Annotated in this window: 15 protein-coding genes; 11 read left to right on the plus strand and 4 right to left on the minus strand. The window is 51.3% G+C overall.

From position 1 onward, the window contains the following. Positions 1–24 precede the first annotated feature (24 nt). Positions 25–933, minus strand: a complete 909-nt coding sequence (locus tag QU597_RS01305) for a glycosyltransferase family A protein (protein WP_310831016.1) — start codon at positions 931–933, stop codon at positions 25–27. A gap of 355 nt (positions 934–1,288) precedes the next feature. Between QU597_RS01305 and QU597_RS01310 the strand changes: the two genes are divergently transcribed. Next, entirely contained in the window at positions 1,289–7,546 is a 6,258-nt protein-coding gene (locus QU597_RS01310; RefSeq protein ID WP_310833203.1) for a cadherin-like beta sandwich domain-containing protein, read from the plus strand. 63 nt (positions 7,547–7,609) lie between these two features. On the opposite strand, the gene QU597_RS01315 is transcribed toward QU597_RS01310, so the two are convergent. Then, complete coding sequence (locus QU597_RS01315) at positions 7,610–8,485, minus strand: aldose 1-epimerase family protein (protein WP_310831017.1); 876 nt, start codon at positions 8,483–8,485, stop codon at positions 7,610–7,612. Between the two features lie 197 nt (positions 8,486–8,682). On the opposite strand from QU597_RS01315, the gene QU597_RS01320 reads away from it, so the two are divergent. The 5 genes from QU597_RS01320 (at position 8,683) to tgl (ending at position 14,051) form a co-directional block, all read left to right on the plus strand. After that, positions 8,683–9,909, plus strand: a complete 1,227-nt coding sequence (locus QU597_RS01320) for a Zn-dependent hydrolase (RefSeq protein WP_310831018.1) — start codon at positions 8,683–8,685, stop codon at positions 9,907–9,909. 296 nt (positions 9,910–10,205) lie between these two features. Continuing rightward, complete coding sequence (ald, locus tag QU597_RS01325; RefSeq protein WP_310831019.1) at positions 10,206–11,339, plus strand: alanine dehydrogenase; 1,134 nt, start codon at positions 10,206–10,208, stop codon at positions 11,337–11,339. Between the two features lie 221 nt (positions 11,340–11,560). Then, a complete protein-coding gene (locus QU597_RS01330; protein WP_310831020.1) occupies positions 11,561–11,833 on the plus strand; it encodes a hypothetical protein in 273 nt (90 codons plus the stop codon). A gap of 79 nt (positions 11,834–11,912) precedes the next feature. Further along, complete coding sequence (locus QU597_RS01335) at positions 11,913–13,196, plus strand: PucR family transcriptional regulator (RefSeq protein ID WP_310831021.1); 1,284 nt, start codon at positions 11,913–11,915, stop codon at positions 13,194–13,196. Between the two features lie 132 nt (positions 13,197–13,328). Continuing rightward, the gene (gene tgl / locus QU597_RS01340) at positions 13,329–14,051 is read left to right on the plus strand and encodes a spore coat transglutaminase TGL (RefSeq protein ID WP_310831022.1); all 723 of its coding nucleotides are present in this window, start codon (positions 13,329–13,331) and stop codon (positions 14,049–14,051) included. Positions 14,052–14,056: 5 nt separating this feature from the next. Here tgl and QU597_RS01345 read toward each other — a convergent pair whose 3' ends face one another. Further along, positions 14,057–15,682 (minus strand): response regulator, encoded by a 1,626-nt coding sequence (locus QU597_RS01345; RefSeq protein WP_310831023.1) that lies wholly within the window; start codon positions 15,680–15,682, stop codon positions 14,057–14,059. Continuing rightward, positions 15,657–17,555, minus strand: a complete 1,899-nt coding sequence (locus QU597_RS01350; protein WP_310831024.1) for a sensor histidine kinase — start codon at positions 17,553–17,555, stop codon at positions 15,657–15,659. Before QU597_RS01350 ends, QU597_RS01345 begins: the two co-directional genes overlap by 26 nt. A 104-nt stretch (positions 17,556–17,659) precedes the next feature. On the opposite strand from QU597_RS01350, the gene QU597_RS01355 reads away from it, so the two are divergent. The 5 genes from QU597_RS01355 to QU597_RS01375 all read left to right on the plus strand — a co-directional run bounded on the left by QU597_RS01355 (position 17,660) and on the right by QU597_RS01375 (position 26,558). Then, a complete protein-coding gene (locus QU597_RS01355; RefSeq protein WP_310831025.1) occupies positions 17,660–19,132 on the plus strand; it encodes an ABC transporter substrate-binding protein in 1,473 nt (490 codons plus the stop codon). 220 nt (positions 19,133–19,352) lie between these two features. Continuing rightward, the gene (locus QU597_RS01360; RefSeq protein ID WP_310831026.1) at positions 19,353–20,339 is read left to right on the plus strand and encodes an ABC transporter permease; all 987 of its coding nucleotides are present in this window, start codon (positions 19,353–19,355) and stop codon (positions 20,337–20,339) included. A gap of 30 nt (positions 20,340–20,369) precedes the next feature. Continuing rightward, entirely contained in the window at positions 20,370–21,263 is an 894-nt protein-coding gene (locus QU597_RS01365; protein WP_310831027.1) for a carbohydrate ABC transporter permease, read from the plus strand. A gap of 55 nt (positions 21,264–21,318) precedes the next feature. Next, complete coding sequence (locus tag QU597_RS01370; RefSeq protein ID WP_310831028.1) at positions 21,319–22,866, plus strand: ABC transporter substrate-binding protein; 1,548 nt, start codon at positions 21,319–21,321, stop codon at positions 22,864–22,866. A 134-nt stretch (positions 22,867–23,000) separates the two neighbouring features. Next, on the plus strand, positions 23,001–26,558 hold the full coding sequence (locus tag QU597_RS01375) for a carbohydrate-binding domain-containing protein (protein ID WP_310831029.1): 3,558 nt from the start codon (positions 23,001–23,003) through the stop codon (positions 26,556–26,558). The last annotated feature ends 191 nt before the right edge of the window (positions 26,559–26,749 follow it).

Below are 26,749 nucleotides of genomic sequence, written 5' to 3' on the forward strand. Positions count from 1 at the left end.
CTCCTTTCCTGAAGCGGAAGTGGTTTAACGGGCAGTTTGTCTGGAGAAAATTTCCCTCAGCCCTTTTTTGTAGCCTCTGATAGCGGGGAAATTCTTCTTGGGCTGCTCCCGGAGAATAAGATAGAGCGTTGTCCAGATCAGGGCAAGGTAGCCGATCGGTCCCGAACGTTCGTCTTTCAGCAAATGTACATGGTTAAGCACCCTTGTATAGGCCACGTCCTCAAGATTGTCCCTGGAAGCAGGAGATTCGTGGTGCAAGAGTTTCAGTTCGGGATTGATATAGAGAGGTCCGGTCTTGCGGGCGATTCGGGACATAAGAATATCTTCGCCGACACTGTAGCTTTTGAGCCAGGGGACAGGCTGCAAATCGCGGATGGCGTCTTTCTTGAAGGACATGTTGCAGCCGTGCTGGAATTCGGTCTTGAAGATTTTCCTCGCTTTGTGCCAGTTGTACATGGATCCGGCTTGGCCGCTTAAGGAGAGCTTGCCGCTCGAGAGAGATTGCTGGAAGGACAGTAAGCAGCGGATGGTGCCGAGGAAGCTGTTGCGCATTCCGATGGCGACGCCGCCGACTCCTGCACAATTCGGATGATCGAGGTAGGTTTGGTATAAAGTGGCCAAATAATGACCGGGGATTTCGACGTCATCGTCGAGGAAGAGGATCTTGTCCATGGTGGACAGCTCCACAGCCTTGATCCGCGACATCCATAGTCCCCGGTCAGTCGTTTTGCTGAAATAAATAAGGGGATAACCGCTGGCAGCTAGTAAAGCCTCATAGTCGTTTAATACTTCTTTGGGTATTTCACCGTCGTCAATAATAATGACTTCTATAGGGTAGGTCCGGCCTATGCTTTGCTTAGTTATAGAATGAATGCACCGTGTCAGGTCCTGTACCCGGTTCCTTGTGCAGATAGCCACTGACAATCCTTGCATATACTCCACTCCTTATCCAATTCTCCCATCCTATGTCTATAAATCTCACTTGGGATTATAAGCTAACTTAAGCTTACTATTGGCATCAAAAGGTTGTATATACTACTTTAGTTTACTTATTGGATATCACGGGTAGCTAAGGGAAAGAACGAAATCAGTAAATTTTTTTTGTAATTAACATTAAATTCTATTAATTCGACATAAATTGCACTGCTTAAAAATCCGATATATTAAATTATAAGCATTTTACACTAAGGAGGATAGGACCGAGGACTGATACGGGTTACCAGTGTTAACATCTTAGATAAATGGGGCTGAGTTTGTGAAAATAAAAAAGAGATCAAGACATTTGATCGTGGCTTTGGTTTTTATCCTGATCATCAGTAATTTCTATGGTATACCATACGTTGCCCGGGCACAGGCTTCAGGCCCACTTGATACAATCATCGAAGATACGCTGGAACCTGCCGGGAAATACGTTTCACTCATAGATACCAACGGGATTGGCATTTCCGAAGTGGATAATAGCAACGGGCAATGGCAGTATAACGCTGGGGGAATGTGGTTGTCCATTGTGGCACCCGAGACCGGCAAGATTGCCGTCTTCGGCAGAGATGTGATGATCCGTTTTGTTCCGAAGAAGGACTGGAATGGAACTACGCAAATCAAGTACCGCAGTTGGCTTGCTTCAGGAGAGTCCAGCGGTAATTATGTAAATGTAAATGCTGAATATTCCGGGGATCCGGAGAGTTATAGCGAACTGGAACAAGCTGCGCAGATCGTGGTTACACCTGTTAATGATGCCCCTTATATTTCGGAGTCAAGCGGCAGTACGTATCTGAATTTTGACGGTAAAGGATATGTCACGATTCCGGATCTGAATATATACTCCAATTCGCTTACAGTCGAAACCTGGGTAAATGCCAGCAGTGCTCCGACGTGGGCCCGTATTTTTGATACTTCGTATGGACCTGATAACTATAATTTACACCTTACGTTTGAAGGAAGTACAGGAAGAATAGCCCTTGAAGCTTTACCGCAAAAAGGTGCCAGAATTAAAGCCTATATGGTAAAAACCACGGAGCAGCTGCCTTTGAACCAATGGGTTCATGTAGCCGCTGTTTACAACGCTGTAGAGAAGAAGGCTTATATTTATTGGAATGGGATTCTGAAAGGCAGCGGGTTTATGGATCTTACCGATATGGCAAACGCCAGTGCCCAGAACTCCAATCTGCCGAGACCTTATAACTATATCGGTGAGAGTACATGGTCCCAGGACGCCAATTATGTTGGCGGTATGAGGGATTACCGGATATGGAAAAAGGCTAAGACCCAGGCGGAGATTGAAAGTCAGATGAACACCAGCCTTACGGGGTCTGAGGCCAATCTGATGGTCAATTATAAGTTCAATAATTCTAACGATGGAGCGGTAGCCAAGGACTCCTCCGCAGGCTTAAGGAACGGAAATATCATCAGCGGGAAATGGCAGTCCAGTATAGGGTTCAACTCCAATCTGGTGACATCGGTCAATACCCCTGTATCGAAGCCGTTTAAATTGACAGATGTGGATGCCGGAGATGTGCTTACGCTTACTGCGACCTCGTCCAATACGTCTCTTTTGGCGAATGCCAATATTACATTTTCCGGCGGAGGCTCAGATAGGAACATTAATCTGACTCCGACAGCAAACATGACAGGTACCTCTACTGTCACCGTCACAGTAAATGATGGAACTACTTCAAGCGCCAGCAGTTTCTTGTTGAGTGTTGTGGCCGGGAAATTTGATCTTAAATCCATTACGCCTTCTGTAGGTGTAATGACACCTGCTTTTAACCGTGGAATTATTTACAATAAAGTTCATGTGCCCAACAAAAGCGGAAACAGCCCGAACAACAGTATCGATATTAATGTAGCAGCGGTGAATCCCGCTGATGTAAATGTAACCGCCTATGCCGACAATGGTTCTGGGGTAACCGTATCGGGTGCCTATCCGACCTTTACTGTAGGCGGACTGGCAGTGGGTGTATATAAACCGGTAAAAATCAAAGTAGCCGATAAATTCTCAACCAACTTTAAGGAATATCAGCTCGATTTGATCCGCTATCCGGGAAATGATGCCGATCTGGCTGCAGTAAACGGGCTTGCCTTGTCTAACGTGAGCGGAGGACAACTCATTGCCTTGTCTCCGGTCTACAGCAGCAACACTGGCAGCTACACCGCGACAGTTGAAAATAATGTGAGTTCGATCAAAGTAGATGTAATCAAGTCCAGTCTCTTTGCGGCAGCAACATTGAACGGGGCAAGCATTGGCTCTACGGAATCCGCTAATGCTACTGGAAATGTAAGCTTAGCCTACGGGAAGAATGTAATTTCCGTGGTAATTACCGCAGAAGACGGCAAGACTCAAAAAACCTATACAGTTACGATTGTCAGAAAGCTGTCTGGTGATGCCAGTCTGACCAATCTGACCGCTTCACCGGTTGGATTATCGCCGGTCTTCACCACTAATCAGTCAGACTACACGCTGAAAGTGGCGAACGCTGTAACGGCTGCTGAGTTTACGCCGACAGCTGCAGAAGGTGCTGTTCTAAAAGTGAACGGCATAGTTCATCCGAGCGGTACGCCTTTTGTTGTTACTGATCTGGCCGCAGGAAACAATAAGTACGTGATTGAAGTAATGGCGCAGGATGGAATGACGAAGAAAATTTACAACCTGTTTATTCTGCGTGCGCCTTCGGATGTTGCAGATCTGTCCGGATTAAGTGTCTCTTCAGGTACTTTAACACCTGCATTTAACAACAATGAGACTGGCTATTCGGTTGAAGTGCCTTATCAGGTCTCTTCACTGGGTGTTACGCCTAAGCTGCTGGACGCTGCGGCAAGCCTGTCTGTGGATGGGAATGCACATCAGGACAATACAGCCTTCACCAAAAGCTTGAGTGTCGGACTGAACACGGTCAAGATCGTTGTTACCTCACAGAGTGGAGCCCGTGAGAAAACAACCCTTATCAATATTATCCGGAAGGCCTCTTCCAATGCGGATCTGTCCAATCTGGTTCTTTCCAAGGGCGTGCTCAATCCTGTGTATGACAAGAATCAAACCGGGTATGCCGTTACTGTAGCTAACCAGGTATCTGAGCTTACGATAACGCCAACTCCTGAAGAACTCCAGGCAACGGTTAGTCTCAACGGCAACTTGACTGCGAGTGCCCAGCCAAGATTGGTCAATCTGCAAGTGGGAGTTAACGAATTCAATGTTCAGGTCACAGCTGAAGATGGGGTAACTACGAAGAATTATGTATTGACGATTGTCCGCGAAGCCTCCTCCGATGCGGATTTAACCAATATTACCCTGTCCGGCAAACCGCTGTCCGGCGGATTTGACCGTGCAACTTCGACCTATTACGAATATATAGCCAACAATATTACCAGTATGACCGTTGCTGCGACTACAAGCGATGTGCAGGCCACCTATACCATCAACGGACTCGAGTCTGCAGGGGGTGTGCCGATTCCACTGGTTGTTGGCGAGAATGTAGTTACAGTAGTTGTTACGGCTGCTGATCAATCAACTATTAAGGAGTACACGGTAACCATCGTGCGCGCGGCTTCGTCCAATGCGAGTTTACTTGAGCTCACGATGACGGACTTATCGGATAATGCGATCGCTCTTTCACCGGTTCCGGGAACTTTCAGCTACAATGCTACGGTTCAGAATGAAATCTCTGTAGCCAAGCTCAGTCCGGTAGTTGATGATGCCAATGCCAGTACCTCAGTCTTTGTAAATGGGGTGTGGGTCGAAGACCTCAATGCCGTGCCTTTGACTACAGGACTGAATGTGATTGAAGTCAGAGTTACAGCTCAAGACGGAAGTATGAAGATGTATACCATTAATCTGGTGAGAAACCCAAGTGCAGATGCTTCGCTGTATAATCTGATCGTTTCTCCTGGCGAATTAACACCAGACTTCCAGCAAGGAATCAGTGATTATTCTGTCCAAGTGGACAATAGTGTGAGCAGCATGGATTTTTGGATCAATACGAATAATGAAGAGGCTAGTTACATCCTGAAAAAGAATGGAGCTTCCGAAGGTGTAACTGGAAGCCGCGTGACACTGGATGAAGGGACGAATCAAATTACAGTAGAGGTTACCGCTGCAGATGCCAGTACTAAAAAAACCTATACAGTTACTGTGAATCGTGCGATTCTGCCGAAGGACTCCTCTCTGGCGAATTTGACCGTCAGCTCTGTGAGAGGAACGGAGACTCTCAATCCTGAATTCTCGAGTGAAGTGTTCAAATACCTTTTATCGGTACCTTATGAAGTAGATCAGCTAGAACTGGCTGCGGTAAAAGGAGACCAGGATGCGCGGATTAGCGTAAATGGTGTCACTGTAGATCAGACGATGCCTATCCAGTTAGCAGAAGGCCTAAACATCGTAAACCTGAAGGTCACTGCGCAGGATGGAAAGACAGAAAGTGTCTATGAGCTGGATTTCACCCGGGAATCACGTTCTTCCAATGCAGACCTGAGCAGTATCAGCACAGATGCTGGAGTCTTGGATCCTGTATTTGATCCGGGGGTTATAAATTATACGGTAGAGGTAGAGAGTGATGTGAACTCCATCGTTCTTACCCCGTTAGCAGCAGATGCAAAAGCAAAAGGCCAAATCACGGGAAGAGACGGTGCTTTGCTGACTAATCTGGTTGAGGGCGACAATATATTTGATATTCAGGTCATTGCGGAGGACGGAACTGCAAAGACTTATACTGTCAATATTATTAAGGCTAAGCCTGTAGCGACACCGACGCCAACACCGACGCCAACACCGACGGAAGAACCGACAGCAACGCCGACGGCAACAGCGGATCCTACACCAACACCTACAGCAGCACCGACGGCAACACCGACAGCAACAACAGATCCGACATCAACACCTACGGAAGAGCCAGTAGTAACACCAACGGTAGAGCCGACACCGGCAACGCCAGCGCCGGAAACACCAGCGCCAGCAACGCCGGTACCAGCAACGCCAGCGCCGGAAACACCAGCGCCAGCAACGCCAGCACCAGTAACGCCAGCGCCGGAAACACCAGCGCCAGCAACGCCGACACCGGCAACGCCAGCGCCGGAAACGCCAGCACCAGCAACGCCATCGCCAGCAACACCAGCGCCAGCAACGCCAGCACCAGCAACGCCAGCGCCGGAAACTCCTGCAGCACCTGTTGCGACTGCATCGACAGAGGAGATTACCGTGAAGGTAGAATCAGGACAACTGGGCCAGGGTTCTGTTCTGGCGGAAACGGTCATCCAACGTACTCAGGATACAGGTGGAATTCTGCATGATGTAGTCAACTTCACAACGGAGCGTGTAGAGGAGGTTGTCCGGAAAATTACCGGGTCTTCGGATAATACGGCCCGGATTATGATCCCGGATGAGAAGGACCAGGTCGCGGATATCAATGTAAAGGTTCCTAAGGATGCCATTAAAACACTTGGTGACTCCAACGTGAATATGGAGGTCTTCACCGAGAATGTTAGAATTCTCATCCCGCAATCGTCATTAGACAATTTTACAGAAGATTTGTATTTCCATGTTGTACCGATCAAGGACCAGGCACTGCGCAAAGAGGTTGAAGACCGGGCAAGAATTGAGCGGATTGTCAGAGAAATAGCAGCGGACAAGCAAATTGATGTAGTTGCCCGTCCAATGACTATTGAGACTAATATGCAGAGCAGACCGGTGACATTAACCCTTCCGCTGCGTGACGTACAGCTGCCAGGTGACCTCCAGGAAAGACAGGACTTCCTGGCGAATCTTGTAATCTTCGTCGAGCATAGTGATGGAGACAAGGAATTGATTAAGGCAACCGTAGTCGATTACAAAACGGGTGAGCTGGGTTTACAGTTTAAAGTAAATAAATTCAGTACATTCACCATATTGAACATGGAAGGCTGGGAGCAGTATCTTGCCTCAGCGGAGGCTGCACAACAGCAGCTTGCCGGTCACAAGGCATTCATCAACGGCTTTACCGATGGAACCTTTAAGCCGGACCATTCCATTACCCGTGCGGAAATGGCTGCAATTCTGGCCAGAAACCTTGGGTATGATCCAGCAGCACCGTTGGCTGCCTCTTCCTACCCGGATGTGAAAGATAGTCATTGGGCAAAAGGCGTCATCGAATTCGTCAAAGCTGCCGGATTGATGCAGGGTAACGACAAAGGCCAGTTCCTGCCGGATGCTCCTATCACCCGCGGGGAAATCGCCGCGATTGCATCCAGATATAAGAAGCTGGACACTGCGGCCGTTACTTCCAGCGGGTTCAAGGATACCGACAGCCACTGGGCTGCCAAGGAAATTGCGGCAGCAAGCAAGGCTAACATCATCAACGGATATGGGGATGGCACTTACCGTCCAACAGGTAACCTGACACGTGCTGAAGCCGTGAAGGTTGTCAACCGGCTGTTCGGACGCGGGCCGCTGTACGGTGTCACAACACCGAGCTGGCCGGACGTTCCAGTGACAAATTGGGCGTATAATGAAATTGAGGAAGCCTCCATTGATCACACGTTCACCGTGCGGAATGAAGGCGGAGAAACACTTAGCCAATAAAATTATATCAACAGAGAAAGGCCGTAGGTCACCTGTCGGGTGCTACGGCCTTTTTTTTGCATGTTAATTAAATTCGATTGTCAATGAGCTGGTGAAAGTTCCCCCTGGTGCCAGGCCGATTACGCCTTGCTTGTCCTGCAGTTCGCCGTCGAACGTATCGCCATCCGCGATACCCTGCCAAGGCTCGATGCACACAAAAGGTGCGTTTTTCGGCTGCCAGAGACCAAGATCGGGGAAGCCCTTGGAGGTGACGATTACGCTTTTATCTGTAAGCTTGCTTCTTAACGCAATGCGCTCTGACTTCACATTCCGGAAGACCAGCGCACCGTCAAAGAACATTTCATGGGAGAGCGGAAGGATGCGTTCGCCTTCCAGTACCGGCTCGCTTTTGCCGCTGATGACAAGACCGGCATCGCTCAGGAACAGACGCTCGAGGTTCTCCTGTTCCGAGAACTCCAGATAATAGTCTGTGATAGCGCCCTGTCCGTCCACCGGGCAGTTGAAGGCCGGATGGGTGCCAAGCTGGAAGAAGATCTGCTGCTCATCGGTATTCTCCACGTGGTAGCTGATCTCAAGCGTGCTTCCGCTCAGGATGTAGGTAAGGACCAGCTTGAATTGATAAGGGTAGCTGGCGAGCGTCTGCTCATTCTGTGAGAGGGAGAAGACCGCATGCGTGTCGGTGGCTTCTACCAGTGTGAATTCACTGCGTCTGGCAAAACCGTGATTGCCGATGGTGTAGGTCTTGCCGCCGGTCCGGATCTCTCCGTTCCGGGCTGCACCAATAATCGGAAACAGCACCGGAGAGCGGCCTGTCCAATACTCCGCATCTCCGCTCCAGATATATTCGTTGTCCGTATCCAGCCTTTTGAAGCTGACCAGCTCAGCTCCCAGTGTGCTAATGACAGCTTCGGCAGTTCCGCTGCGTAGTATGGTGTTCATTTGTCAGTTCCCCTTTCATCCTAGCTTCATCTCGTGATAGCTCATATTCTATCAAACTCTTCTGCAGTGTTGTAACACAACGTGAACATTTACAAAAAATAATTATTACAGACTGTACAATGAAAATAAAAAGGATTGGTATAACATATATAGAAAGCAATAATAACATGATGATCCGAAGCGGAGGGATATATAACATGAAGCTGCAGCAGGTATTGGTGAACGGCGGGCGATTGAAAAATACCATTGAGGCTTTTGCCGATTTTGGACGTACGGACAATAATGGTGTAACCCGGCTGTCGCTGTCGGAGCAGGATGTGCTGGTACGAAATTATTTCACCTCCTGTTGTGAAGAACTGGGGATGACAGTGAAGATTGATGATATGGGTACGATGTATGCCACGCTTGCCGGCAGGGAAGAGGGTCCGCCCGTAGTGATCGGCTCCCATCTGGATACTGTGAAGAAAGGCGGCAGATTCGACGGGGTGCTCGGTGTGATCGCCGGACTTGAGGTGGTAAGAACCCTGGTTGATCATGGTATTACGCCGCGCCTTCCGGTGACGGTAATGAATTTCACCAATGAGGAGGGTGCGCGTTTCGAGCCTTCGATGATGGCTTCCGGCGTACTCGCGGGCAAGTTCGATAAGGCGGCAATGCTGAGTAAGAAGGACCCTGAAGGGACGACCTTCGAGGAAGCGCTGCTGGCGAGCGGCTACGCCGGGGATGAGGCCAACCGGATCGCCGAAGCGACGGCTTATCTGGAGCTGCACATCGAGCAGGGACCGGTGCTGGAACGGGAAAACCTTACCATTGGCCTAGTCGACTGTGTGGTCGGGATGGCCTGTTATGAGATTGAAGTGACAGGTGAATCGGATCACGCCGGAACGACGCCGATGGATATGCGCAAGGACGCCTTGTTTGCCGCCACCGATCTGATTACTGAGCTGCGGGCCAAGCTGGGCGTGCTTGATTCCGAACTGGTGTACACCATGGGCCGGATGAACGTGCTGCCTAATATTCATACGGTGATTCCGAATAAGGTGATTTTTACCGTGGAGGCAAGGCATAAGGACATGGATATCGTCCGTCAGGTGGAGGACATTATTACCGGCCTGCCGGAAGAGCTGCTGGGATGTTCGGTCCAGAAGACGAAGCTATGGGGCCGCGACACCGTATGGTTTGATCCGCGGATCTGTGATCTTGTGGAGCAGGCAGCGGTCACGCTGGGGTATTCTCATAAAAAGATGGCCAGCGGAGCAGGCCACGATGCCCAGTTCGTAGCCGGATTCCTGCCGTCGGCGATGATCTTCGTGCCCAGCGTTAACGGCAAAAGCCACTGTGAGGAAGAGCTTACCTCCTATGAAGAATGTGAAATGGGTGTAAATGTTGTGCTGGAGACGGTGCTGTCATTGCTATCCAGTTAGTGTGTGTCACTTAATGTAACGCGGTTAAACCATGCATTCACAGACGGAAAATGATAAATATACAACAAAGGACACCAGCGATGGTGTCTTTTGTTGTGTGCCGGGCTGGGGTCAGCAGCTGTCAACCCTTGATGGTTCAAGGGGTTCCGGAGGATGGCGGTTGTTTTTTACCACCTCCATTGTGTTAAAACACAATCATGGCAGATAAAGTTTTTCTTTTTACCCAAAATGCAAACGAAATTGATATGTTATCATTCTTTACATAAGAGATCCACATAAGACGGGAGAGATGAACAATGATTATTGGCGTACCTAAAGAGATTAAGAATAACGAAAACCGCGTAGCGATTACCCCTGCCGGAGTGGTCAGCCTGGTGGCTGAAGGACATAAAGTGCTGGTGGAAGCCGGAGCCGGAGTAGGCAGCGGATTCCTGAATGAAGAGTATGCCGCAGCCGGAGCTGAGCTGATTGCAGAAGCAGCTGCTGTATGGGCAGCCGCTGAAATGGTCATGAAAGTAAAAGAGCCGCTGGAAAGCGAATACGGCTACTTCCGTCCGGGTCTGATCCTGTTCACGTATCTGCACCTTGCCCCAGAACCGGCCCTCGCATCCGCATTGAAAGACAAAGGTGTCTTCGCTATCGGTTACGAAACGGTTGTGGATGGACGCACACTGCCGCTGCTTACACCCATGAGCGAAGTGGCAGGACGGATGTCCGTGCAGCTCGGCGCGCAGTTCCTCCAGAAGAACTACGGCGGACAAGGCATTCTGTTATCCGGTGTTCCCGGCGTCAGCAGAGGCAAGGTTAGCATTATCGGCGGCGGTGTAGTTGGCACGAACGCAGCTAAAATGGCCATTGGCCTCGGGGCTGAGGTGACCATTGTTGACCTGAGTGCAGACCGGCTCCGTACGCTGGATGATATTTTCGGCTCGCAGATCAGCACGCTGATCTCGAACCCTTACAACATTGCCAAAGCGGTCGCTGAAGCGGATCTGCTGGTTGGCGCAGTATTGATCCCGGGTGCAAGAGCACCGAAGCTGGTCACTGAAGAGATGGTCAAAGCCATGAAGCCGGGCTCCGTGATCGTCGATGTAGCCATCGACCAGGGCGGGATCGTAGAAACGATTGACCGGGTAACGACCCATGACAATCCGGTGTTCGAGAAACACGGCGTACTGCACTATTCAGTAGCGAATATGCCGGGAGCTGTAGCCAAAACCTCGACAATTGCTTTAACCAACGTAACGGTTCCTTATGCACTGCAAATAGCCAATAAAGGTGTATTCCAGGCGATTGAAGACAATGCCGGCCTGAAGAGCGGCGTCAACGTAGCCAATGGCAAAATCACCTGCCAGGCCGTGGCGGAAGCTCTTGGGGAAGAGTACTTCACGGTAGAGAAAGCAGTAGAGCAAGAGTTCACTCTGATCTAGTATGTGCTAAGCCCCGCAGAGAGAAATGAATTGGGGATGAGCGGGAGAGGGGATAGCGGTGTCGGCATTCCGCAGAACCGGGGATATAACGGCATTTAGGAGCTTAAAGAGAGAGAACAGAGGGGTACCTCCATTGCAGTCCGGTGAGCAATCACCGGGCTATATTTATTGGAGTGAGAGAGGGGAAAATCCCACTGATTTCGCCGAATGCGGGCAAAGGAGTGGAAATAGAGGGAAAAATCCCACTGATTTCACCAAATGCGGGCAAAGGAGTGGAAATAGAGGTAAAAATCCCTTTGTTTCCGTCGAATGCGGGTAAAGGTGTGGAAATAGAGGTAAAAATCCCTTTGATTCCGCCGAATGCGGGCAAAGGCGTAGAAATAGAGGTGAAAATCCCTCTAAACTCGCCGTCGATCTGGCAACAAGCGGATAATCAGGGCGAGCGGAAAGCCGATAAGCCAACTCATGTCAGGTTTTCTCGCATATTATCCTAGTCAGCCGTAAATCTGAGTAATATAATGTAAACACCTAAATGTGCAAGATTCGGTTATTCTTCGGGCTGGGGTGGGAACATTGACAGAATCAGGGCCAACATTTGATCGTTTTTTTGACAGCATGGAATCCTTGGCGGATACCATTAGTGAATCGCTGCAGTCGCAGGTGACGATCGAGGACAGCAACCACCATGTCATCGGCTACAGCTCCCATCAGTTCGAGAGCGACGCGGCGCGCATCTCCACCATTATCGGCAAACGGGTGCCGAACACGGTCATCATCGGACTCCGCAAAAAAGGCGTCATGCAGCAGCTGGAGAACGCGGCGCATCCGATCCGCATTCCGGCGGTGATGGAGGTCGGGCTCGGACCACGGCTGGCCATGTGCATCAAGCACCAGCAGGAGATTCTGGGCTATATCTGGGTAGTGGACCGGGGAAATCTCGCCGAGGGGTATGCCGAGGAGATTGTCGAGAAGGCGGCCGGCATCGCCGGGCGTTATCTGCTGAAGCAGCGCGGCTGGAAGACCAAGCAGGATAAGGCTTTCGAGGACTTCTTCTGGAAGCTGCTGACCTCGCATTATGATACGGAGCCGCGCATCCGCCAGGAAGCGGAAGCCTGGTCGATTCTGCTGCCGGAGAGCTACTACATCGGGGTGCTGGAAAGCGACAAGATCATCGACGAGCACTTTCTGCTGCGCTTCCGGCAGGTGATGGATGCCTATGCCGGGCAGCGTCTCCTGTTTCTGACAGCTGAGCATAACCGGCTGATTCTGCTGTTTTCTTTTGTTTTTCCGGTGGAGGGAACGGAAATTCTGTCTTCTTTTGTGAACAAGCTGCTTGCGGATATGAGCCGCAGTGAAGGCTGCCGGCTGGCCGCCGGCTGCAGTCCCGGGTACAGGGAATATACCTCTGCCGCTCTGGCCTACCGCGAGGCACTGTCGGTACTGGAGATCAAGAAGCTGCTTCCCTACCATGCCCGCGGGCTGCTGCTCTACGAGCAAATCGGCTTTTGGGCTCACATTCCGGCCATCATGGAGCAGAAGCGCAGCCGGACCCGCCGCAGTGCGCTGCTTCATCCGCTCAAAATGCATGACCGTGAGCATAAAAGTGATTTTCTCAAGACGATCGCCGTGTATTTAACGCTGGACGGCAATCTCAAGGAGTCGGCTGCTTTTTTGCATATTCATACCAACACCCTGATGTACCGGCTGAACCGGATCGCCGAAATTACCGGCAGAAGCCTGAAAGAAACCGACTACCGTACCTCGGTTTATCTGGATATTCTCACGGAGGAAACGGCGCAGGTGAACAGCTGGTTTCAGTTTCAGGAGGATACAGGCAATGCGGCGTCCATGTCGTAGTGCTTCATAAGGAAGAGTCCAGTCCCCGGCAAGAGGGATTTGGACTCTTTTTTTGATGCTCCGCACCAACAGAAGTGTTGACACGTACAATAACCTATATTTTGTGAATGAATCAAGAAAGGGGCTGACAGAATGGGGATTGGCTACGGCTCACCCGGCGGTTCAGACTTTGAACGGAACATGCGGGCGGGAATCATTGCGGCGGCAAAATCAATGAGTGTTGGCGGAACGGACTTCTCCGATTTTAAGAACTCCCGCTGCAATCCGAAATACTGGAACCGTACGGCGGGCGGCGGATTTGAATTGAAGGCGGGGGTACGCCCGTCGGCAGCGGTCAATGATATTTTTGAGAACGGGCCGCTGTATGCCTTCGAATGTGCAATGGCGATGGTGATGATTCTATATAAAGCAACAATTGGTGCGATTGGAGCGGAAGCGTTTGACCGCTATTTCACCGACCTGTACCTGTGGGACTGGAATTATGACAGCAATCTGCAGATGATCACCACGTTCCAGCAGTTTGAGATGCAGCCAGGCGATGTGGTCTATTTCAGGAATCCCGACCATGACCCGGATTTACCGGAGTGGCAGGGGGAGAACGCAATAATGATGGGTCCGGACCGCTACTACGGACATGGGCTGGGCATCAAAAGCGCAGAGGAAATGATCACCTCGCTGAACCGGAAAAGAGTGCCGGGCAGCCGGACATCCGCTTATTTGACCGATGAGGCGCTCCACCCGAATTTTGATTATATCAGCACGCTTGCCATGAGAGGTAATCTCCCTAAGGAAGGTAAAGACGGGCAGAACGCCATCTTCTCCAGGATCGGAGTGCGGACCTATATCTATAAATAGCTGAACTAAGAGGGGCTATCCTTGCCTGAGCGGTATTTGAGCGGATGCACCCCGACTGTTTTTTTGAAGACGGTACTAAAATAATGGGGGTTCTCATAACCGACACGCTCAGAAATCTCCATCACTTTAAGATCGGTTGTCAGCAGCAGCTCCTTGGCCTTGCCCATGCGGATTTTGGTGATATAGTCGGTGATCGTCTCGCCGGTCTCTTTCTTAAAAATCAGGCTGATATAGTTGGGGGTCAGGAAGACCTCTTCGGCAATTTTGGTAATGGAGAGCTCCCGGGCGTAGCCTTCCTGCACGATCGTTTTGATCCGGCTGATGGCCCGGCTGTTTTTGGAAGTGTTTTTGCCTGCCACATAAGTGCTGAGGTCATGAAAAAGCTCCAGCATATACGCCTTAAGCCCGGCAATGCTCTTCTGGGTATATAGCGTATCCATAATCGTCATCCGGTCACTCAGTACCTCTTCAATATCCTCGTCAATCTCATAGAGCGTCCGGGCTGAGGTGAAAATCATCTCGGCACAGATGCTCTGTACATAATCGATTTGCAGCCGCGGTCCCGCAAGCTTGGTGAACAGTGTATCCAGCAGCTCCATCACATTGTCCGTATGGCCAGCCTTCAGCTCATTCATCAGCCGGGCATGGAATGTATAGAAGAATGTACTCTGCAGCGTCTCCGTATCCGGCTGAATGTCTTTGAAGTACAGGACGGTAGCGTGTCCGGTATAAAATTTGTGGGCCAGCGCAGCAGTGGCCTCCTTGTAGGAATCCTCCAGCTGTCCAGCCAGGGTGGAGGCCCGGCCGATACCGATGGAGGCGTCCAGCCGCAAATATTCCCGGATGCTGCCAATAATCTTGTTGCAGAGGCCAGTAAGCGGCTCCGCAGCCGGGTCCTCCGGTGAGCAGAACATCATAATGAATTCATTCTCGCCGGCTACGAAGCTAACTGCACAGGGGTGCGCAGCCAGGCACTCATCAATAATATTCCGGATGGAAAAGTAGAGCAGCTGCTTATCTTCCTCTGAGAACTTGTCGACAGCGCTCCGGTAATCATCAAGCTCCAGCACGCCTACCGTTAACGTGTCGCCTTGCCTGAACGGCAGGTTAAAATAAGTGATTTTATCCCATATTTCCTGTTCGTTCCGGTATAAGCCGAAGATCAGATTCTGCAGAAATTTCTCGCGGATTAGCGGCATGTTGTCCTGCAGCTGCTTACCCAGATGCTGCAGATTCAGCCGGTTGTTGCGTTCATGGTGAATCCGGTCAGTGACCTCCCGAAAAAGCTCCCGGATCTCCTCCAGCTTCACCGGCTTCAGGATATAGCCCTCCGCATTCACCTTCATGGCATTCTGGGCATAAGCGAAATCCTGTGCGCCGCTGATGACAATAATCCGGGTAGGGCAATCTGCATCCTTCAGCTTCTCGGCGACCTGGAGGCCGTTCAGAAAAGGCATCATAATGTCGGTGAACAAAATATCCGGCTTAAGCTCCATACATAAATCATAGGCTTCCTGGCCGTCTGAGGCCTCCCCGATAATCTCAATGCCGAACTCTTCCTGCCACTTGAACACCTGGATCAGGCTGCGCCGGATAAACGGCTCATCATCCGCTACGATCATGGTCAACATCTTCGATCACCTCATTCCATGTAGTAACGACCGGAAACCGGATCATGGCCAGAAGGCCGGACTGATCCTCATTATTGGTATAATAACGGATGCCGTAAGCCTCCCCGAAAAACTGCTGGATTCTTGTATGCACATTACGGATGCCGTACGACTGGTTGCCGGGCTGCTGATCGGTCAGCAGCAGGTTCAGCCGCTCAGGATCAGCACCGACCCCATCGTCAAAAACGGATACGAACAGGACCTCCTGTGCGGATGTCACCCGGATACGGATTTTTCCTTTGCCGCGGCGCTGCTGAATCCCGTGAATGATCGCATTCTCCACCAGCGGCTGGATGCTCAGCTTGACCACCAGGCATTCCGTAAGCAAGCGGGGGTCCACGTCTTCCAATTCGTACTCCAGCTTATCCTGGAAGCGGAACTGCTGGATACCGAGATAGCTCTCCACCTGCTTCAGCTCATCGCGCAGCGGGATGATATTCCGTCCTTTACTCAGGCTGTATCTGAAAAAATCCGATAGCGATGTCACCATGCTGCTGATCTCGGGAACGTTATGGTTGATCGCCAGCCAGTTGATCGAATCCAGCGTATTATAGAGAAAATGCGGATTGATCTGAGCCTGGAGCGTTTTGAGCTCGGCTTCTTTTTTGCGCAGCTCGGTGACATACAGCTTGTCGATCAGCGCCTTGATCTGCTGCAGCAGCTTGTTGTAGCGGTTGAATAAATAGGAGAATTCGTCCTTGCGCCGGTAGCGGATGATGATGTTGAAGTTCCCGCTTTCGGCATGGGACATCGACTGGATGAACTTGCGGATTGGCGCCGAGATATTCTCCGACAGCAGCAGGGCCATCGTCAGTGACAACAGCATACAGATGCCGATCACGACATACATGACCCGCTGGAAGGAGGCCAGTTCCCCGTTAAGCTCGCTGACCGGAGAGAAAGAGAGAATCGTCCAGCCGGTAGCCTGAATATTCTGGTAGGAGACAAGCATCTTCTCGCCGCCGATGACATGGCGGAAGGAATGAAAGGTGCCGGAGGCTGCATCCGCCGGGCTTATTTTGCTGAAATAATCCCGGGTGCTGATATTCTGGCCGATCAGGCTCTCCTCAGGGCTAATGGCGATGGTCCCTGTCTGGTCAACGATATAGATCCGGCTGCCGGGAGTAGGCTTGTAATGGTCCAGCAGTGTGCTGAATTCGCTCACCGGAATATCAATAGTAAGCAGGCCGGCAAAGGGCAGCTGGGCATGCCGGATACCGAACAGGCGCTTGGCGAACTTAATGGTAAATCTTGAATCCAGTGAGCTGAGCCCGACCACGGTGAAGTCGGACTTGGCCGGAATCGCCAGATACCAGGGCTTCAGCGAGATCTGATCGATATTAAACACGCGTCTGGAGAAATTATACTGGGTATATTCCGGGCGGTTCAGCATGTAGAGCATTGGCACAAAGCTGCTTCCCGAGGTTCCGTTCGCCGGGAAATTCTCCAGAATTTTATTGAGGGCGGCCAATTCATTAATGATTCCGGTGCTGTCGGTAGGGCGGTTAGAGGAGATCAGGTCGGCGAATTCGGTATTGAGGTAGAGGGCGATCATCGAATTATTGGCGCTGGTGAATCTCTGATCCAGGTTATCCTGTACCAGATTAAGATTATTCTCGATCGATGTATTCACATTTCGGGTGATAATATCGGCGGATTTGTTATATACGGTGATGGATATAATCGTCGTAGGAAGCAGGACCAGGAACAGGAAATAGAGGATCAGCCGGCTGCGGATGCTGAAATTGTACAGAAAGAGGGTTTTAGACAGAGTGTCAAATAATTTCTTCAGTGCAATCCTCCCCCGTCCCGGAGAATAATCTTCACTTGCCATTTATCGGATAGTATTGGAATATATTTAATATTGGCAGATATTAACCAATAGCTGGTATCCATTGTAAGGTGTGCCAAGACGCGCTGTCAACGCAGGAGGTAATAATGAAACGAATCCTCGTCTTTAGTATGGCTGTGTTGCTCTGCGGGCTGGTGGTCTATGCGATCGCTTATGACCGGCCGCTGTTGGTTGATTTCGCTCCCGAGCCTGTTCCTGCAGTGCAGCCGCACACCCAGATCCGGATCGCCCTCTATGACTGGACGGAGAATCTGGAAGTGAAGAATGCGATTAACCAATATAACAAAACGAACCCGGACGGGATTGAGATCAGTATTATGAATATCTCTACGGATGTATATGATGATACGCTGAATATGCTGATGACCTCAGGACAAGGGCCGGATGTGTTCAGTGTTGACAATGCCTGGCTGGCTACTTATGTGAACAAAGGGTACCTGGCTAATCTGTCCTCCGCGCTGACTCCCGGGGACATGAACAGATTTCCGGACTGGGCCAGAGCCTATGCGGAAAGCTCCTTGTTCAAGGGCGGGATTTATTTCATGCCCTCCAGCATTGAAACCGTTCGGCTGATCTACAACAAGCAGCTGTTCCGGATCGCCGGCCTTGATCCGGAGCTACCGCCGGCGACCTTTGCCGATATGAAGTCGGCTGCCGGTAAGATCAGCCAGGCCGGAGTCGGGGTGAACAAATACGGGTTCGCGCTTGCTGCCGGCGATAGCCAGTACAGCCTGCAGACCGGATTGGAGCTGTCGAATACGTACAGCGGAGTATATCTGTATAATTACCGGAGCGGTTATTACGACCTGAACGGTTATAAGCCATGGCTGCAGATGCTCCTGGATATGAAGGCACAGGGCAGCCTGTATCCGGGAGAGACTCTGCTCAAGCGCAACAGTGCCCTGCGTCAGTTCGCCGACGGCAATATCGGCATGATGTATGTAACCAGCAAAGACTATGTGAAATTGCAGGAATATATGCCAAAGGATGACTGGGGGGTAGCAATGCCGCCGGTGACGGAGGCCTCCAAACGTGGGGCCGGGGCATTAATGATGATTCCGCACTCTCCGCTCGTTGTGAACAGCGCGGCTGCGGACCGTGAGGCCGCGATTAAGGTCTGGACCTTCCTGCAGTCAGAAGAATTCCTGACGATCCTGTTCCACCAGGCACTGGCTCTGCCGGTTGTTGACGGCATTCTTAATCTGCCAAACATGGCTCCCGGCCTGGCCCACTTCACGGAGTTCTATCCGACGGCGGCCGATTCGATCTATCCGCTCCCGCCGCAGATCATGGACCAATATGATCCGAGCACTGTGTCGATAGAGCCGCGGGATGCAGGCGACCGCCCGCGGCTGCAGCTGTATCTGCAGATTATATCCGGCGAGAAGAGCTTAAGTGAAGCGCTGAGCGGCGAAACTGCCCGGCTGAATCAGATGCTGGACATCGCGGCAACAGGGTACTCTTTTAAGCATGAGGAATATATTTATCCGGGGTTTGATCCGAAGGACCCGCTGAAGGGGCAGAGTCTGGAGCAGATACTGAGCTTAGAGAAGAATTAAGGGGAATTGTAGTCCGGCATTCGATGTGCAAAGAGCTGTCCACAATCTACAACAGTGGGCGGCTCTTTTTATGCGGATCAGGCATGAAGGGACTCCGATGTAAAACTGTATAGATTATCGAACTTTTATTATAGATGGTCTTATTTAGCAAATCTGCTGCTCCGGCTACACTTAAGACATGGAAAAGAGAGAGTGATGATGGAATCAGGAGGCGTAAGTGATGATTACTCAAGGAAAAAGGAGTACAGTCCATACGGTGCAGAGCCAGCCGGTGCGGCTCCCCGCCAAGAAAGGCTCCGTATTCAAGCATTTGCTGAAGCATAAGGTGCTGCTGCTCATGCTGCTGCCGGGTGTTGTCTTTTTGCTCATTAACAATTACCTGCCGATGTTCGGGATTATCATTGCCTTCAAGAATATCAACTACGTGGACGGGATACTGGGGAGCCCGTGGGTCGGACTGGATAACTTCAGGTTCCTGTTCGCCACCTCGGATGCGTGGATCATTACCCGCAACACGGTGCTGTACAATTTTGTGTTTATCATTCTCAATCTGGTCATAGCGGTATCGATCGCGATTGCCCTGAATGAGCTGAGAAATAAGCTGGCTGCTAAATTCTATCAGAGCATCATGTTCTTCCCCTACTTTTTGTCCATGGTCGTTGTCAGCTACCTCGTGTTCGCTTTTCTCAATGTTGAATACGGTTTCATCAATAAAGGCGTACTGTCCCTGTTCGGGCTCAATGAGCTGAACTGGTATTCCGAGCCGAAGTACTGGCCGTTCATTCTGCCGCTGATCAACCTCTGGAAAGGGGTCGGCTATGGCTGTGTAATTTATCTCGCGGCGATCATCGGTATTGATTCCGAGTATTATGAGGCCGCTCTGATCGACGGTGCCAGCAAGTGGAAGCAGATCCTGCATATCACGATCCCGCTGATCCGGCCGGTCATTATCATCACGACCATTCTGGCAATCGGCGGCATTTTCCGCTCCGACTTCGGGCTGTTCTACCAGACTACGCTGAATTCCGGGGCATTGTATCCGACAACGCTTGTCATCGATACCTACGTCTATAACGCGCTGATCAACATGGGCAACCTCGGCATGTCCGCAGCGGCAGGTTTATATCAGTCATTGGTCGGATTTTTCCTGGTACTGGGCTCGAACTGGATCGTGCGCAAGGTCGACAAGGACCAGGCTGTTTTCTAAAAAAAGAAGGATTAGGAGGAGAGAAATGCTGTGACCAATAATGAAATTTCCAAATTCACGAATACGCTGCTCCATCTTATATTTATCATCCTGACGATCACCTGCCTGCTGCCAATTGTACTGGTCTTCATGATCTCCATTACCGATTACGATACGATTGTGCTGAACGGGTATCAATTTTTTCCGGAGAAGTTCAGTCTGGAGGCGTATACCTATATCTTTAAGGATTACACCGTCATTGTAAAAGCCTACGGGGTGTCCATTTTTGTCACCGTGATCGGTACACTGCTGAGTGTATTTATCTCTTCGCTGTATGCCTATCCGATTTCCCGGGCGGACTTCAGATACCGCGGCATCTTCGCTTTTCTGATCTTTTTCACGATGCTGTTCGGCGGGGGGCTGGTGCCCTGGTACATGGTGTACACGCAAGTGCTCGATCTCAAAAACTCGGTCTGGGCGCTGATTGTTCCGATGCTGCTCTCCCCGTTCAATGTGCTGATTATGAAAACCTATTTCCAGATGTCCGTGCCCCCGGCACTGATCGAAGCCTCCAAAATTGACGGGGCCGGCGAGCTGAGAACCTTTTTCCGGATCGTTTTCCCGCTGTCCCTGCCGGTCTTCGCCACGATTGGGCTGTTCAACACTCTGCATTACTGGAATGACTGGTTCAACAGCATGATCTTCATCACCGATACCGACCTTTATTCCCTGCAGTACCTGATGTACAAAATGATCTCCCAGGCGGACTATTTGAGCCGCAACGGCGCTCTGATCCAGGGCTCGGCCACCGAGCTGGCCAAACTTCCGGGGGAGACGATCCGCATGGCGATGGCCCTGATCGGGATTGGTCCGATTGTGCTGGCGTATCCGTTTTTCCAGCGCTATTTCATCAGAGGCCTAACGCTCGGCTCCATTAAAGGCTAACCTCGGCTGACGCCGATTAGCATATATTTTTCAAGTAAGAGGGAGGAAAAGAGTAATGGCAATTAAAAAAGGCACGGGTCTAATGCTATCACTTGTTTTGATGATCGGACTTACGTTAAGCGGGTGCGGAGGAAATACGAATAACACCAAAAACGCCGCCCCTGAGGCCACGGCAAAAAGCACCGCCGCTCCAGCCGCCAACGCCACCGAAACCGCTGCCCCCACCGAAAAAACGAATGAGCTGGAACAGGTGGAACTGTCCCTGTATCTGCCCGGCGGGCCGGATAAGGACGTAGCGTCCGTAGAGCAGGAGATCAATGCTTATTTGAAGGATAAAATCAATGCCACCATCAAAATCAACCAGCTGAGCTGGGATAAACCGGCCGACAAAGTCAATCTGATGATCCAGTCCGGTGAAGTCTTCGATATGGTCTATACGTGGAACTTCATGACCAATGCCGCGAAGGGCGCGTATGCCCCGCTGGAGGATTTGCTGGATAAGTACGCCAAAGAAACCAAAGTACAGATTAATCCGGCGTATCTGCAGGCTGCCACTGTAAACGGACATTTGTATGCGGTTCCAACGGAAAAAGAACTGGGCCAGTCGGTCGGGTTTGCCTTTGATAAAGCGATCGTCGATAAGTACGGCTTTGATGTGAACAGCATTACGAAGCTGGAAGATATTGAACCGATGCTCAAGGTCATTAAGGAAAAAGAGCCGGGCATGTCCCCCTTGTTCATGAACCATACAGACAGTCTGAACTGGTTCACAGCGTATCCGGAAAGCGAGGACCTCGACGGCAGCAATGAAATTCCGACCCTGCTGGATTACAAAACGATGAAGGTCTTCAACGAATACGATACTCCGGAAATCCTGGAACGGCTGAAGCTGATCCGCAAATGGTACGAAGCCGGCTATATCAATAAGAATGGGGCCACGGACAAAACAGAGCTGAAGGATGCTGTAAAAAGCGGCAAAGCCTGGTTCGTCTACGGTAATATGAATCCGACCTCCACCAACGACTGGACACGTCTGGCCGAGAAACCGATGATAATCAAAACCCTTCTGCCGGTGCAGGTAGGCACGAAGAGTCTGCAGGGCTCGATGCTGGCTATTTCCAGAACCTCCAAGAATCCGGAACGGGCGATGATGTTCATCAACCTGATTCATACCGATCCTGTACTCTATAACCTGCTCACCTTCGGCATTGAAGGCAAACACTACAAGAAGCTGGATGCGAACACTGTAGAGTTCATTCCGGACAGCGGCTACAATTCCGTCTCTTCCTGGATGATCGGGAATGTGCTGCTCAACTACCTGAATAAGGATGAGGATCCAAGACGGGTGCAGCTGTACAAAGACTGGAATGCCAACTCCAAAACCTCACCGGTCATCGGCTTTGTCTTTGATTCCACGAAGGTGCAGTCGCAGATCGGGGCGCTGATCAATATTACGAAGCAGTATAAGAACACCCTGTACTCCGGGGAAAAAGATCCTGAACCGATCCTGAAGGAAATGAACAGCAAGCTGAAAGCTGCCGGACTGGATGCGGTAATCACCGAGATTCAAACGCAAATGGATGCATTTCTGGCCGCCAAATAAGAAACTGAAGCAGTAGCAGACCCGGTCTCCGGCAAGCGTCGTGAATTTAGCCGCTTGCCCGGTTACCGGGTATTCATATTCGCAGAGCCAGCACTTGGGGTGCCCTAATCTTATTTAGAGAAGAGGGTGTTAATGTGCGAATTCATAAAAGTACAGCGAAACTGCTTATCCTGTTATTGGTTATGACCACGTTTATTGCGCCAGGCGGACCAGGGGTAAAAGCTGCCTCAACCGCTGCCGCGGCTGTGCTGGAAGTACAGCCAGATGCAGAGCCGGTGGAGCAGGTCTCAAACCCGGAAACGGTAACCAGCGCTACTTACGAGCCGCCAATGAGCTTGTTGTGGCAGGTTGGTAACCAGAATAACAGCTCGTCTGAATTTGCCGATTATAACAACGTATACAGCAATGTATACAGTAGTGTATATGAAAACGTATATGGATCCGTATATGAAAAAGCATTTAGCGAAAAGCTCACTCTCCCCGTACCTCCCGCAAGGTGGAGCACGATCTCCAAAGGAATGAAGGCTGATGCCAACGGTACAATGAAGCTAACGTACCAGCTGGCGCAGGTTCCTGTAAATGGGATTCAATTCAGCTTCAAGGTCATTGATGCAAGCACAGCTATCCCCCAGCTGGCAGTATTCTCCAACGGCCTGATGAGCGGGCTGATTCAAATTACCGGTTTGAACAATGGTGAAACCGCTTTAGTGAACACCTGGAAGCAAACCTACAAGCTCTATATTCCCAAGGAACAGCTTCATATCGGCAAGAATGTGCTTACACTGGCTGTAGACCGCGGTCTTTACGCGGACCCGCAGGCCCCCGGGTATACCGGAGACCAATATCTATGGTTCGAATGGGATTATTTCAGGCTGGATGCGCTGAATGCGCCGGCGCTTGAGCCGGTTCATGGCCGGTATATCCATCTGGGCAGCACCTTGGCCGCGTCCACCTTCAAATATGATGAGCATGCGATCCGCCATCTGGCCCCGATGACCAAATGGATGGGCATTGCCTATAGCGGCAACTGGATGCGGGCCTCCTTCTGGTCGGACACAAGCAGCGGCTGGGACCCGCAGGGGCGCAATTATCTGACGGCGCTGCGTGATCTTAATCTGGAGCCGATGGTGAATATTATCGGCGGCAACTGGAAGAGCAACACGGAGCTGGCGGGCGGTACGATACCAGCGGCTCTGAGAAGCTATTATGCTGGTTTTGTCAGCAAATTCGGCGACCTGTATCAGTATGCCGAGACGGGTAATGAGCCGGGACTGTTCGGCTGGGCCCAGCAGGCTGTGGTGGCAACCCATGAGCTGATGAATGAGCAGCGGCAGAGTAACAGCCAGCCTTACCTTAAGATTGTGGCCCCGGGCTGGGCGTATTGGCCATATAACGGGACACCCGACGGCTGGGAACGGGATGCGGAGCAGCGCCGGGAGATTGAAGAGCTGTCCGATGTGACTAACGGGCACAGCTATGGCGGTACAGGCGTGCAGCCGCTGCCTGGCGCCAGCCTTTATGAGAATCTGCGCGTTTATAATCAATCGGATGAGGGCTTTGGCAAAGAGATGGCGATGAGCGAGACCGGCGCCAATGACAATCACTCCGACAACACCAAATACGGCACATATGCTTACAGGTTTGCCGCTGCCTTTGACCGGGAGATACGCGGCGACATCGGCTATGCGGACCATATTATGCAGCATGCAGCCTTCTTCAATGACGGTACGGAATTTGGATTGTTCGGCTCAGGCATCAACTGGAATACTCACCGGTTTGAAGATACGGTGGCCGTGCCAGCCAATCAGAATGAGGGGGGAGAGACAAGGCTGAAGACCTTCCGCAGATTGGCTGCAGCGTATGCGACCCATGGAAGCCCGCTCAGCTACAAGGTGGTGAATACCTTTGCCTTAACCGGCAAAAAAGCCTATTTCCGCGCAGTTGATACCTCGGCGCTCGGCACCTCAACCATTGGAGCATCGGCGGATAAAATCCTGCTGAACTTCGTCAACTTCGAGAAGGAGCCGTTAACGATGCGGGTGAAGGTGACGATGCCGGCCAGCGGAACCTACACCGGTGAAGTGTTCGGGGCAGGCAACAGCTATGCTGCTGCACATTCTACCGTGCAGCTCACGGCAACTCCATATCTCACCCTTAACGTGACTCTGGGGGCCGGCGAAACGGTGCAGTATATCCTGGATGAACTGGAGACGACCGCCCCTACTATTCCAACCGGCGCTGCTGCGGCGGCTGTAAGCCATGAACAGATCAGAGTGAGCTGGAACGCTTCAACCGACAATGATAAGGTGACCGGATACCGCGTATTCCGGGACGGAGGAACAGAGCCGGTGATGACCGTGCCGGGACAGCTTACGTTTTTCGATGACTACAGCGTTGCCCCGGAAACAGCATACAGCTACAGGGTGCAGGCAGTGGATGAATCGGGCAACGTGTCTGCCTTAACGCCTGACGTATCGGCGACTACTCTGGCTATGCCTATTACACCGCATGTGGCGGGGGACCCTACGAAATTCGAGGCGGAGGCTGCTGCGTTTGCCCTGCCGTTAAGAATCGGCACCAACAACCTCGCTTCCGGCAAAAAGGTTGTGGAGCAAACCCATGGCGGTCCGATTTCGATCCAGGGCTTTTATTCGGCCTCCGGCGGCAGTTATACCTTAACTGTTGCATACACTTCCAATCAGGATTCGAAGAAGAATATATATGTCAACGGGCAAAAGCTCTCCACCATTTCGCTGCCGACCACTGGAAGCTGGACCAGCAATATTACAGCCCGACAGTATGGCATCACACTTCAGCCGGGGTATAACACGATTACTTTTACTTCCGGCGGAAACGGGGCAAATCTCGATTATTTCAGGCTGGAGGAGGGAGCCTTTGTTCCGGTGTCAGCATGGTATACGGTAGCGCATGACAATGCTTATATCGACTATAGCGGCTTTGAGCCGGCTCCGAACGGAGTGACTCACGTGACCTATTCGCCGGATGCCACGGCGGTGCTTAATTTTAACGGCATCGGCGTGCGCTGGAAATCGGACATCAAGAGCGATATGGGCAGCGCGGATGTCTATGTGGATGGGGAGCTGAAGGGAACCGTGGTTATTCCGCAGGCCGGTCTTGAGGGCGACAATAAGGTTGTCTACGAGCTGACCGGACTGGATTACGGGCTGCACCGGATTGAGATCATTGCGCGTGAGGGAACAGTTATGGTCAGCAGCTTCCAGTTCGAGGGGTATGAAGCCACGCTGCCTGTTCCGGGCCCGGACCTGACCATTACGGACATCGGCTGGAATATCGTGAACAGCGACGGTACGCCGTCCAGCCATACGACACCTCAGCTGGGGGACTCCTTAATCTTCTGGGCCAAGGTCAAAAATATCGGCGTGCGTCCGACTCCGCTGAATGCTTCCACCGGGCTTGGCCAGATTACGGGCGGCGCCTTCTCCGTCAATGGCGGGGTTGTCTCCTGGTCGGATACGAACAACAGCATCATCCAGCCGGGGGAAGAGATCACGCTGACCGCAAACAGCAGCGCCCAGGGAACACCGCGCTGGACGGTCCCGGCGATCGGCGATTTCACGGTCCAATTCTTCGTCAATGATATCTGGCGCTACGAGGAAATGAACAAGGAGAACAATAAATTATCTGAGACGCTTCATATTAGCCTGCCCTGACCGTGGAGAGGAGTCAGGGAGCATGGATTAGACAGCGTAATCGGACTGTGGAGATTAAAGAGTAGTTATCAGACAGTGGTGCTTGAACCGGCAATCCCCGCCTCCCGTTTTGCAAGTTACGGGAGGGGGGGTTGCCGCTACATAAGCTGAATTTAAGGCTTTCTAGAGGCGAAAGCGGCGGAGGGGAAGTT

Source organism: Paenibacillus pedocola (genome assembly GCF_031599675.1).
GTDB classification, from domain to species: Bacteria; Bacillota; Bacilli; order Paenibacillales; family Paenibacillaceae; genus Paenibacillus_AQ; species Paenibacillus_AQ pedocola.